Consider the following 13,215-nt stretch of genomic DNA (forward strand, 5'->3'; position numbering starts at 1 on the left):
TTTACTAGTTACTAGTTTGAATCTTTCCCTTTTTCTAAATCAATTGGGTGTAGGTCTTTAAAAAAATACTACATTAGGACTACACGCCTCTAACCTAATCTATATTTTCGCTTTCTAACCTAAAAAGCTGGAATTAAGTAATCATAAAAAATCAAACACACCCCCTTTCCGCGTGTAAGACAGACTATATTACTTAGCAAGTGTTGGAGCTAGAACAATATTACATGAATAATAAATAAAAACATCTAGTGAAAATACTGAATAGTAGTAATTTAAATACTGAACATAAGGATTCATTTGTCTACAATACCTGAAAGGTCGATGGCTTCCAGTAACTCGTATACTAACTTTTCACTAAAAAAATGTTTGTGTTATGTGTCGTAAAATATGACACTGTGTATACCTCTCTGACCTTATTTTCATCTGCTAAGGGACTTCCAAGAAATGAAATATGCAGTTAGAGGATAGCGATCGCAATTCGCCAACAGAGTCATTATATTCGCCCAAAACTTTTCAAATATCCTCTTAGAGAGCCAAATTTAAAATTGCTGTATTCCCAGACTCATCCGCGCTGTTGAGCAATGCTTTGTATTTTTTTTAATTAACCACACCAGACACTCAGTATCAATTACTGTGGCTTAACCATCAGAAAACGTCTGTAATTGCTCATTTTTTCACCCACTCTTGCGATTATCTACTGAGACTACTAATAGCACCCTAGAAAAATTACTGAGTTCGAGATGGGTAAGTTCAGTAAAAGGGTAGAGCTACAGATGACACCCTTTTTTGAGGTCATTGATTGCTAAAAGGATTACTGAGTTCAGGATGAGCGAGTTCATTAAACGCGTAGAGCTACGAATTACAAAGTAACTTGGTGTCATTAAATTAGAGAAACGAGCGGTGACTGAAAAGCAAAAAGGTTGAGAGAGAGCATCGCCCTCAATTCATCTCGTGCATCAGCCATCTCTGCAACACCATTAAACACACATTCCATTAGACTCAAAACATCTCTAAAAAAATAGGCTTTAAGCTTTGATAAATAAGGCTTTTAAGTTATTCAAAAGTAAAGCTAAAAAACGTTTTGAGAATAAAAATCAACTTTCATAAATCATAAATTTATGTGGGACAAAATACCTGTACCTTTTCCTCTTCTTCAAGACACTCGCTAAACGAAGGCTTAGTCATCTGCAATCAGTAGCGGATCTGAATCCACCACTAATTGATTCTGAATTCTTCTTCAATAAATATAGCTAAAACACATTTAATTTAGATGCTGAAAACACTAAACTACCGGATAGTTCATTTGTCTAAATATTATCCTCCAGACCGAGGAGGTATTGAAACACACGTTCAAACTCTGGCTCGAACTCAAGCGGCTTTGGGTGCAGAAGTCCATGTAGTTTGTGTAAATGGGTTTGACAAGCAAAGACCTTTATTTACTAAAACTAAGACAGTTAATGAGATTGATTGCGGTGTACACGTTACACGACTTGGTCGCCTTTTATCATTTGCGCGATTCGATTTCTGTCCAGAAATTCTCAGCAAACTTTCCCAATTGCTTAACGAACCAAATACCGTACTTCATATTCATACCCCTAATCCAACAATGCTCTTAGCTTTAACTATGCTACGCAGGCACGTACCTTTAATAATTACACACCATAGTGATATTATTAAGCAAAAAATTTTAAAGTATGGATTACGTCCTTTTGAATATCTAATTTATAGTGAAAGTTCCCGAATTTTAACAACTAGCTTGCAATATATTCAAGGCTCAAAGTTTTTGCAGCTGTATCGTCATAAATTGAATAACCTACCCCTTGGAATAGACTTTAAAAATTACAGTAAACCCAACAAGAAAGCAGTGAATTTTACTTCTTATTTAAAGGAGAAGTATGGAGAATTAATCTGGCTAGCAGTTGGTAGACTAGTCTATTACAAAGGATTGCATATAGCAATTGAAGCCCTAACTCTGGTACCAGGGATACTAATTATAGTTGGCGTTGGTCCTCTAGAACAAGAACTGAAGACTCTAGCGGAAAAACTGGGAGTAAGCGATCGCATTGTCTGGTTAGGTCATGTGAGTGAAGATGAGCTTATAGGTGCTTATCATGCTGCGACAGCTCTTTGGTTTCCTTCTAACGTACGCAGTGAAGGATTTGGGTTAGTTCAAGTCGAATCTATGGCGAGTAGTTGTCCTGTCATCAATGCCGATATTCCTGGTAGTGGTGTCCCTTGGGTCAGCCGACATGAACAGGAAGGACTGACTATACCAATTAACAACCCAGTTGCTTTAGCTAAAGCAGCGAAACGTCTGCTCTACGAGCCTGGTCTACGTAACCGATTGGCAACGGCTTGCCGCAAACGGTCTGAGTATTTTAACCATCTAACTATGGCTCAACGAAGTTTTGAATTCTATGAAGAAGTTTTGAGCGAACAGTGGAACGATACAGGTATACAAAAACCAGTAAATTTGCTATGAAACTTTTGCATATTTATGCGGGAAACCTATTTGGCGGGATAGAAACGCTATTGGTAACACTGGCAAAAGAGCGAAGTTTATGTGTCCAGATGCAGCCCCACTTCGCTTTGTGTTTTGAGGGTAGATTAGCAAATGAACTGCGAAATTTGAATGTAAACGTTCATCTGCTGGGCAACGTGCGAGTTAGTCGTCCTTGGACGGTATGGAAAGCTAGGTTGCAACTCGAGCAACTATTGAGGCAAGAGCAATTTGACGTTGTGATTTGTCATTCTTGCTGGCCGCAAGTGATTTTTGGCTCAGTTGTCAGAGCTAACCGTCTACCACTCGTCTTTTGGTGTCATGATTTGCCTAATAGCACGCATCCTTTAGAAGAATGGGCTAAACAGGTTCCACCAGACTTGGTAATTGCCAATAGCCGTTACACCCAAGCTGGGATACCAAAACTCTATCCTAAAATTGACAGCGAAACTCTTTATCTGCCAGTAGCCTATGCAAATATTGGCAATAATACCTCGATTCGCCACGTTGTGAGAGCCGAACTCAATACACCTGATGATGCGATAGTTATTGTCCAGGCATCTCGCCTAGAGCGATGGAAGGGACAAAGTATGTTACTCTCTGCTTTGGCACAGTTGCGCCACATACCAGGTTGGATATATTGGTTAGCTGGGGGAGTGCAACGCTCTCATGAGGCTCTATATCTGCAAGAGCTGGAGGTGCAAGTGCAACAACTTGGTATTACCGAACAAGTGCGCTTTTTAGGACAACGGGCTGATGTGCCGCGTCTGTTTGCTGCTGCTGATATTCACTGTCAACCTAATACTGGCGCAGAACCATTTGGGATCGCTTTTGTAGAAGCCCTTTATGCTGGCTTACCAATAGTGACGACAGCTATGGGCGGAGTAGTGGAAATCGTTGATGATTCTTGCGGGCGCTTGGTTGCACCAAATGATATCGATGCCTTGAGTAAAGTTTTAGGGTCGCTAATCAGCAATCCTAGTGAAAGAGTAACTCTGGCGGCTGGGGGAAAATTACGTGCGGAGCATTTCTGCAATCCTCTAAACCAACTAACTCGGCTTTACAATATTCTCTCTAAAGTTGTTGAAAATAAGGCTGTGGCATGATTTTATCTACTGATAGTAAAAAAATAGCACAAGTTGATGTTGAAAACCGAGCGCGACAAAGCCTCGGTACTAGTAGCGAGCTTGTTTACCAAATGGTATCTCGAACGTTAGTACAACCACATCTTGGTGGTGTACTCGTAGATGTTGGTTGTGGTAATGGTAAGCTCTGGTCATTTGTGGGCGATCGCTTCGACTACTATGTTGGTGTGGATGCTGTGCATTATACTGATTTACCAATACAGACAGAATTTATTCCCTTTAATTTAGATATTGGTAAAGTACCTTTGCCAGAAGGGTATGCTGATGTGGTGTGTGCAGTTGAAATTATTGAACACTTAGAAAACCCACGGGCTTTTATACGAGAACTAGTCAAGTTAACCAAGCCCGGAGGATTAGTGATTGTCACCACGCCTAATCAGTTGAGTTTACTCAGTAAGTTAACTTTAATACTAAAAAATCAGTTCAACGCCTTTCAGGAAGCAGCAGGTCTTTATCCCACACATATAACTGCATTGTTGGAAGTTGATTTAATCCGAATATTTACGGAGTGCGGTTTAACTGAAGTTCAAATAGAATACAGCCATTGTGGTCGTATACCCTTTACATCGTGGCACTGGCCCAAAAGTCTAGGTTTTCATGGACGGGCATTTAGCGACAATATCCTCTGCATAGGGCAAAAACTGAAGATGTAACCATATATAGGAATCGTATTTGATTTTTGAAATTATCTACGTAGGCGGGGAGTGGGGAGTAGGGAATACGAAATAGGGAATTAGGCTTTCCGAGTTGTACTGACCTTTTCAAAAATAAAATATTAGTCCTATATTGCCTAGATAAAGGTTAATATTATGAAACTTTTAAAAAGTTTCAATCTGGAATCTTTTTTTAATAAAAGTTGCTTACAAAGGATAACAAAACAACCTGAATACACACATTATTTATCACAATATCGCACTGTATAACTGAGTACTATTAAATCATTTCACGTTAATTGATGGCTTGCTACTATTGTTACAGATAGTGCCTTTAAAGAAACTAAATTATAAGCTTTGATTTAAAAAAATAATTTAGTTTGTTTATGATTTTCAATTATGTAAGTAAGTGAGAAAAATTCAATGTATATGAATAAATATAAATTAGCTGTAGGGTGTGCTATGCCTTATAGCAACGCACCTGAGATTGTTGACGGTGCGGCGCTTGGCGACAACACACTCTACATTAAAATTCCTTAACATAGCTGGAAATATTAGCACCGACTTACTTAGATAGATTCATGATTATAAAAACAAGCCAAACCTTATCAACTTCTTCTATATGGACAAAACTCAACTGGACATGGGCACACACTTTTATCCTGCTACAGTTTACTATTCAGATATTGCAGTTATTTCCACAAATCAATGTTATCCGAGTGCCGATGCGAATTATCTCCTTCGCCTTCGGAATATTTTTGTTAATGTGGTTAGGTTCAAAAGGTTCCAAACATCCCGCTACTAATTCAGCAATTGTAGTACTGGCAATCATGCTGTTACAGCTTTGCTTGCATCCCTACATGAATTCCATAACGGCAGGAATAGCTCAATGCGCCATGTATCTTGCTATTCTTAGTCCTCTCTTTTGGGCAAGAAGTTTAAAAATTACCCCTATTGGTTTTCAGAGCTTAATGTTTCTCATTTGGGGTATTCACACCCTGAGTGCCAGTTTTGGAGTCTTACAAGTATATTATCCAGGGAAATTTCAACCATTTCTGTCCACATTTATTCAGAACAGTATTTACGAGGGAGACAACTTATTGATCACTTTAGGTAATGGTGAACAGATTTATAGACCGATGGGGTTAACTGATACACCCGGAGGGGCAGCAACTGCTGGGTTTTATGCTCTCTTGTTTGGTATTGTGATTGCACTCAAACACAAAAGCCCAATTTTACGGATTGTTAGTATCGGTAGCGCTGCCCTTGGTCTGTTTTGCATTTATCTGACTCAAATCCGTTCTGTTTTAGTATTAGCTGCTGTTTCTATAGTTTTTTTAGCAATAGTGTTAATGAGGACGGGTCAAATTGCGCGTTTGACAGTGATGGTATCGGGTGTGACATCCTTATTTGCAGCTACATTTTTTTGGGCAATTGCGATTGGTGGAAAGTCAACACAGCAAAGATTATCTAGCTTGTTTACTGCTTCTCCTCAAGAAGTTTACCAACAAAGCCGGGGGAATTTTTTGCAGACTACTATTGAAACCCTTCTGCCTCAGTATCCTTTGGGAGCAGGTCTGGGGCGTTGGGGAATGATAAATAATTATTTTGGCGATAATACTGACATGATGTCCCAGCCTATTTGGGTAGAAATTCAGTGGACAGGATGGCTGCTTGATGGGGGAGTACCATTGATATTTGCTTATATTGCTGCACTTTACTTGGCGTGTAAAACTGCTTGGAATATTGCCACCAATCGCCAATTGGGTGACTTTGCACTCTGGGGTGGGTTGATTTTTGCCTATAATATTGGTGCTGTGGCGCTTACTTTCAACTACCCTCTATTTATGAGTCAGGGCGGGATGGAATTTTGGTTATTGAATGCCTTACTGTTTGTGGCTGCTCGAAATAGCAAAATTGTGGATAACAAACTCTTAAAAACTATTCAAGTATGAAGTCTTATCTGTTGGTAACAGGTGATTTCGCCAGAACAGGTGGAATGGACAGAGCCAATTTTGCTTTAGCTGACTACTTAGCAAGACAAGGGCAAGAGGTACATCTAGTAGCCCATCACGTAGCGAATGAGTTGTTAGCTTATCCCAATGTTAAATTTCATCAAGTACCCAAGATAGCCAAATCTTATTTATTTAGTAGTCCCTTAGTGAATAGAATGGGGTGTATTTTAGCGCAACGTCTGGCAAATGTAGAAGGAAGAGTGCTAGTAAATGGAGGTAATTGCCAATGGAAAGATATCAACTGGGTGCATTATGTTCATGCAGCTTACCGACCTCACAATTCAACTGGCTGGCTACATTGGTTGAAAGGTTCAATCTCTCATCGACTCTTTTTGAAAACTGAACGACAAGCTTTAGAATCCGCGCGGATAATTATCGTTAATTCAGATAGGACAAAAAGAGATTTGATGGAGAGATTGGGGATTCCTTGGCAACGCCTCCATAAAGTTTACTATGGCATCGATCCACAAGTTTTTTATCCAGCTACACAAAAAGAGCGTCTAGCACTGCGTCAGCAGCTAGGATGGCCTACTGACAAAGCAATCGTAGTATTTATTGGTGCTTTAGGCGATCGCCGTAAAGGATTCGATACGCTTTTTGGAGCTTGGCAACAGTTGTGTGCTTCACCAGATTGGGATGCTGAGTTGGTAGTAATTGGGGTTGGCGCAGAACTTACACTATGGCAACACCGTGCTGCTGTTGCAGGCATCAGTTCCAGCATTCATTTCCTGGGCTTTCGTACTGATGTTCCGAATTTATTACAGGCAGCTGATTGCTTGGTTGCCCCTAGTCGTTATGAAGCTTATGGCTTGGGAGTACATGAAGCTCTCTGTTGTGGTTTACCAAGCATAATCAGTATCATGGCTGGAGTTGCAGAACGCTATCCCTTGCAGTTGAGAGAGTTGTTGATTCCTAATCCTGAGAACGCTGTTGATTTAGCGATGCGACTTCAAAATTGGCGGTGGAATAAACAACATTACAGCGAATTAGTATCTTCTTTTTCACAAGAATTACGAAGCTATAATTGGGACGATATGGCAAAGTCTATTTTGCAAACAGTTGAAAATAATATACTAGCTTTTTAGAAAAAAATATGAAATTTGAAGAAACTTTAATTAAGCTTTTTCCCAAATCATTACGTTTACCAATTAAATACCAATATCATAAAATTAGAAACCGACTGGAAAAAGAGATTTTTTATCTTGAGCAGCTAGGAGGTACTCGCAAACGGGCAATTGATATAGGGGCAAATGTAGGTATCTATAGTTATGCACTTGCTCAAATATATGATAATGTCGAAGTTTTTGAACCTCAATCTTGGTGTACTGAAAATATACTATTTTATAGTCAAACATCTGCTTGTAATATTAGTGTCCACAATGTTGGTTTAGCTAATTTTAATGGTTCATTAACTTTACACGTTCCTACCAGTCTGGGTGATTACTCACAGTTAGTTAGGGAATTAGGCAGCTTAACTACTGGATTAGGTAGCTTCAGAGAGATAAAAGGTGAACAGATAAGTATCGATGTCCCAGTTCGCAAGCTTGATGACTATAACTTTAAAGATGTTTCTTTTATGAAAATTGACGTTGAAGGTTATGAAACTAAAGTAATTGAAGGCGCTCGTAATACCATTCTTACAGAAAAGCCTATAATTCTCATGGAAGTTGAGCAAAAACATCTGGATGGTAAATCTATAGAAGATGTTTTTGAACAAATGTTTGATTTGGGATATGAATGCAGCTTTATATACAAAGCTTCTTTGACACCAATAGTTGATTTTTATCAGAGTATAAAAGCTAAACAAAATAACTTTTTGGAAATAGATTCTCAAGAAAATTACATAAATAATTTTATTTTTAAGCCAACTTCCTAAATATAAAATACCTATACTCTACTTATTTTATGACCTAAGTAATTTCACTAACAAATAGTGTGAGTTACCACAAAAAGATAAACTTGACTTATATATTAAATAGGTAAGAAATGAAATCATTACGTATTCTGCTAGTTATGCCTGTACCACCGTTACCATTTGGTAGCGCGGTAGCTCGATGGTTTTATGTCTTATTTAAAGGTTTAGTTGAACATGGACATAGCGTAACTGCATTTGTTCCTTGTAAAAAATTAGAAGAGATTGCTGAAGTCAATACTCTCTTTCCGAAAACTGATTATGATTTGCGCTGCTATCTTATCCTAAATAGGCAAGGAATAATAGCAAAAGCTGAGACTTTACAGCGTCCTTATTCCTATGTATTCAGTTCGGAATTACAACAAGATTTAGCTGTAGAACTTACTAAACCTTACGACATTCTTCATTTAGAAGATATTTGGAGTGGTTGGCTAGGAATTAAACATTTGAAACGAGCAGTAATTAATATTCATTATTTATTTTCGTTAGACTGCGCCTTTGAATATAACAACTCTCTAGAAACTCGCTTTAGACGGTTTCTCACCTATCGGGCGGAGCAGAAATTGCTGAAGGCGTTTCCCAGAATAATTACATTATCAGAACGTTTAGCAAAGCATATTGTACAAATTAACTCTAAAGCTCAAATTCATACAGTTCCATTAGGAATTGAGTTGTCGTTCTATCCATTTGTTGAACAAAAACAGATAAACCAGCAACCCGTAGTCGGGTTGATTGGTGGATTTAACTGGGCACCATCTTATTCTGCTGCTGAAAGACTTCTAACTCAGTTATGGCCAGAAATTAAACGCCGCGTTCCTAATGCCAGACTGCAAATTGTTGGGCGGTTTGCTAAAGATGCCCTTTCAGGATTTGCCCAGATAGAAGACTTAGAAATTTACCAGGATGTACCAGATACTTTACCCTACTTTGCTAATACAGATGTGATGTTATATGCACCTGTTGCAGGCAGCGGAATGAAAGTTAAAGTGATGGAAGCTTTTGCTTTAGGTACACCAGTTGTAACTACATCTAATGGTATAGAAGGTATCCCAGCTTGTGATGGGGTTCACGCTGGTATTTGCGAGGATGACCAAGGTCTGATTGAACGGACTGTAGAGTTATTGAATAACCCATCTTTGCAACAGGAACGGCGATTAAAATCTAGAAAGTTGCTTGAAAGTTACTGTAGTCCACAAATAACAGTCGCGCAAATTGAGCAAGTTTATCAGGCAATGGAGAAGTAACTTATATGGAAAACCCTTCAATATTTCAAGCATTAGGAAAACAAAGGATTGAACAGCTAGATGGATTAAGAGCTATTTGTGCTTTAGTAGTTCTAATGACTCATTTAATTAATGGAGCCTATTGGTTTACAAATAATATTGATTTTTCTCCATCATTATTTTTTAAGTCTATTGCTTCATTTGGGCATATTGCAGTGTTGATATTTTTTGTTCTATCTGGTTTTGTAATTGGTTATACTACTCCCCAAAAATTTACATGGAAAGAAGCAAAAAACTATGTTATTAGAAGGTTAATTCGTCTATATCCGATTTATTTATTTGCTTTACTTTTAACATTCATTTTTACAGAAAATACCTATAATTTATTAGATATTGTAGGTCATTTATTCTTCCTGCAAGGGTGGTTAGTACCTGTGATTAAGAACAATCTTGCTTTGTGGTCACTTCACTATGAATTTATATTTTATTTATTATTTTTAATAATTTGGAATTTAAATATAAAAATTGATATAGCAATAGTTGTATGTATTATATCAGGCATATTTTCAGCTATTTTTAGATTTCATCCATTTGAGATATTAGGATATTTTACACTTTGGCTCAGTGGTCTTTGGTTAGCTCAAAACATAGAAAGTTTAAAATTAATATCTAAACGTTTTATATCATATAGTTTTTTTTCTTCATGCCTTCTTCTAGGTGCTTTTTCCTCTCAAAATATATTGAAGATGGCTATTGATAAATATGGAACATCATCTTCTGTTCTTCCTGATATCCTTTTAACAACGCTGGTTACTTCAATAGTAGCTGCATTAATAGTAGAGAGGAAACTCTATTGGTATAACTTATCTTTTTTTATGATTTTTTTAATTGAAGTTATAACTGTCGCTTATGCTTGGCAACAACATACATTTGATTCTTTAGAAGGATTACAATTTGGTTATCAATCAGTGGGCTTTTTTATTTTGCTTTTACCATTTACCTTACTGCTTAGAAAAATTCCAATTAATTGGTTCAAAAAATTGACAAATATTGCTTCTTTTTCCTATGCTCTATATGTTATACATCATCCACTTATAATTATTGTTTATCGCTTATTAAAATTGAATGATGTTCACACCATGTTTTTAGTCTGGACTATTAATATAGTTGCTGCCGTACTTTCATTATCACTTGCTTGGTTTTTAGAATGCTATCTACATGTAAAAATTGCTAAAAAATTGAAGATTCAGTTTCAGTTAAATTAGTTTTATAAGCATTATGAAAGTTGCTTTCAACGCTAGACTCTTAAGTTCCCCTACACTTAGAGGTTGGAATCGTTATACTGTTAATCTTTTGCTTGAGTTATCTTCATTGCATATAAAGCTTTTTCTATATTCAGATCAGCCGTTGCATAAAAGCCATTTGGCAAAGTTACCAAAAGACAGTTACCAAATACGTATTGCTCCCTTTATGCGCTATGTTTACTGGGAGCAATATTGGTTGCCAAAGCAATGTGAAAAAGACAAGGTAGATATCCTACACTGTCCAATAAACTTTGGTCTTCCTTGGTCAAGTCCTTGTCCCCGTATACTAACGTTACATGATGTGATAGACCAAGTTTATTATTGTCAAGATAGACCTTGGTATAAACAGTTTAGTTTGGCAAATATACAGACTAAAGCCTATCATTGGGTTGCCAGAAATAAGGCAGAGCATATTATTACTGTCAGTCAGCACTCAAAACAAGATATTATTAAATATTTACAGATTCCAGAAGGCAAAATTACAGTTATTTATGAAGCTGCCAGTTCAGGTTTTGAGCAGGCTTTAATTAAGGTAGAACGCTTACGAGTTCGTAGTAAATATCAATTACAACTTCCTTATATTTTCTATGTTGGTGGCTGGGAAGAACGTAAAAATATTCCTTTTTTGATTAATGCTTTTGCACAAGCTAATTTAGATAATGTAGATTTGGTACTTGCTGGTGGCAAAGACGAGCAGCATGATACATTATCGGAATTGGGTAAATCACTAGGTATTGCAGACAGATTAAAACTCTTAGGCTGGGTAAATGATGCAGATATTCCAGCACTTTATGCTGAGGCACTTTGTTTTGTGTATCCCAGTAAATACGAAGGATTTGGTCTGCAACTTTGTGAAGCAATGGTGGTTGGTTGTCCAGTTTTTGCAGCAAAAGCTACTTGCTTGCCAGAAGTTTTAGGCGATGGTGGCGAGACTTTTTCCATTTATGAGATTAAAGAACTAGTGAATTTGTTAAAACGATTAACAGGCGATAAATCTTATTACGAGCATTTAGTCAATCAAGCCAAAAACCGCAGCCAGCATTTTAATTGGCAAATCACCGCTCGACAAACTGAACAAGTATATAAACAACTATTATAAATGATATGCAACCGAATCTAGTTTATTTGAATTATTGGAAAAGAAAAGAATTACTACAATCAAAAATACCAAAATTTCCTCTACTTAGGTGGTATTTTTCACAAGAGCTTTGTGAAGTTGAGAAAGTTATTTTCAGTAAAATAAAAAACCAAAATACTGTTCTTGATGTAGGAGCAGGAGACTTAAGAATCATGCGAAAATTTCAGCAAGCAGGTTATTCAAAGATTTATCATACACAAGATATAGGAGAAGAATTTAAATATACATATACAACTTTAGATGAAATAACATATCAATACTCAGCTATCTTATGTCTAGATGTGATCGAACACTTACAACTCAAAGAAGGTTTAAGTCTGATTCATAAACTGATTGATTTACTAGCTCCAGATGGTGTCTTATTTATACAAACTCCTAATGGACGTTGTATAAGAAGCCCATTGGCTTCAGACATGACTCATCTTCATTGTTACAACATCAATGATTTATGGGCTTATTTAACTTGTGTAGGCTTGCAAGTTGAAGGATACAGAGTTGTTTTTGAAGCAGAAAGACAAACCTGGAAACAGCAATTTTTAAACTTGGTAACGAGATATATGATTACTCGCATTCTAGGTCTTGATTACGCTGATAATATAATTTTGATTGCTTATAAGCTAAATCTTACCCAATAGACTTCTATGGTATACCGTTTGATTTGTAGAGCCTCGGATGTTAATTGGATAGCACAATGGCATCTAAACCGTTGTGCAGGAAAAGCAGGTATGTTTATATGTCGAGGTAGAATTCAACTAAGTTTATCTTCAGATATTATTGTTCAGCCTTCTGACGAGGTTTGCTCTATCGGAATACCCTTATTAGGTGCATCGACTCCAAGAAATGATACCACTGTAATTGCTTGCGATTCTAACGCAATAATTGTCTTAGATGGAGCCATCATAGGACGGGGTGTAAAATTGAGTGTTGGACATTCCGCCAAACTGACAATAGGAAGTAATTCTTATATCACTGATGGGAGTAAAATAGCTGCCCAAAATTCAATTTATATTGGGAAAAACTGTGCCATATCCTTTGGAGTAAGTGTAATTGATGATGATGGGCATGGATTTGGCTTACCACCTTATTCAGACCCAATAGTAATTGCAGATAATGTATGGATTGGGTGTAATGTAACTGTTTTAAAGGGCGTGACAATTGGCGAGGGTTCAGTTGTTGCTGCTGGAGCAATTGTCAATAAATCTTGTCCACCTCATTCTTTGTTAGCTGGAGTTCCTGCACGAGTAGTTCGAGAAAATGTGTGGTGGACTGATAAATCTAGAATTTAAAATTCAATAATTTAGGCATTACAACAAGCCATTCTGTAG

Annotated in this window: 11 protein-coding genes; all 11 read left to right on the plus strand. The window is 37.2% G+C overall.

The window, feature by feature from the left end:
- Positions 1–1,270 precede the first annotated feature (1,270 nt).
- The 11 genes from V7L31_RS16505 to V7L31_RS16555 all read left to right on the plus strand — a co-directional run bounded on the left by V7L31_RS16505 (position 1,271) and on the right by V7L31_RS16555 (position 13,176).
- A complete protein-coding gene (locus V7L31_RS16505; protein WP_334697230.1) occupies positions 1,271–2,482 on the plus strand; it encodes a glycosyltransferase in 1,212 nt (403 codons plus the stop codon).
- Entirely contained in the window at positions 2,479–3,606 is a 1,128-nt protein-coding gene (locus V7L31_RS16510; protein WP_334697231.1) for a glycosyltransferase, read from the plus strand. Before V7L31_RS16505 ends, V7L31_RS16510 begins: the two co-directional genes overlap by 4 nt.
- Positions 3,603–4,298 (plus strand): class I SAM-dependent methyltransferase, encoded by a 696-nt coding sequence (locus V7L31_RS16515; RefSeq protein ID WP_334697232.1) that lies wholly within the window; start codon positions 3,603–3,605, stop codon positions 4,296–4,298. The genes V7L31_RS16510 and V7L31_RS16515 overlap by 4 nt, the downstream gene beginning before the upstream one ends.
- Positions 4,299–4,879: 581 nt before the next feature.
- Positions 4,880–6,253: a hypothetical protein gene (locus V7L31_RS16520; RefSeq protein ID WP_334697233.1), complete on the plus strand. Its 1,374-nt coding sequence runs from the start codon at positions 4,880–4,882 to the stop codon at positions 6,251–6,253.
- Positions 6,250–7,398 carry a glycosyltransferase family 4 protein gene (locus V7L31_RS16525; protein WP_334697234.1) on the plus strand — a complete coding sequence of 383 codons (1,149 nt, stop codon included), beginning with the start codon at positions 6,250–6,252 and terminating at the stop codon, positions 7,396–7,398. The genes V7L31_RS16520 and V7L31_RS16525 overlap by 4 nt, the downstream gene beginning before the upstream one ends.
- 8 nt (positions 7,399–7,406) lie before the next feature.
- Positions 7,407–8,189 carry an FkbM family methyltransferase gene (locus tag V7L31_RS16530; RefSeq protein ID WP_334697235.1) on the plus strand — a complete coding sequence of 261 codons (783 nt, stop codon included), beginning with the start codon at positions 7,407–7,409 and terminating at the stop codon, positions 8,187–8,189.
- A gap of 110 nt (positions 8,190–8,299) precedes the next feature.
- Entirely contained in the window at positions 8,300–9,469 is a 1,170-nt protein-coding gene (locus V7L31_RS16535; protein ID WP_334697236.1) for a glycosyltransferase family 4 protein, read from the plus strand.
- Between the two features lie 5 nt (positions 9,470–9,474).
- On the plus strand, positions 9,475–10,713 hold the full coding sequence (locus V7L31_RS16540) for an acyltransferase family protein (RefSeq protein ID WP_334697237.1): 1,239 nt from the start codon (positions 9,475–9,477) through the stop codon (positions 10,711–10,713).
- 13 nt (positions 10,714–10,726) lie between these two features.
- A complete protein-coding gene (locus tag V7L31_RS16545) occupies positions 10,727–11,851 on the plus strand; it encodes a glycosyltransferase family 4 protein (protein WP_334697238.1) in 1,125 nt (374 codons plus the stop codon).
- A 5-nt stretch (positions 11,852–11,856) separates the two neighbouring features.
- Positions 11,857–12,525, plus strand: coding sequence for a class I SAM-dependent methyltransferase (locus tag V7L31_RS16550; RefSeq protein ID WP_334697239.1), 669 nt, complete (start codon positions 11,857–11,859; stop codon positions 12,523–12,525).
- Between the two features lie 6 nt (positions 12,526–12,531).
- A complete protein-coding gene (locus V7L31_RS16555; protein ID WP_334697240.1) occupies positions 12,532–13,176 on the plus strand; it encodes an acyltransferase in 645 nt (214 codons plus the stop codon).
- Positions 13,177–13,215: the final 39 nt, after the last annotated feature.

Origin of the sequence: Nostoc sp., from assembly GCF_036916655.1 — a bacterium.
GTDB lineage: Bacteria > Cyanobacteriota > Cyanobacteriia > Cyanobacteriales > Nostocaceae > Nostoc.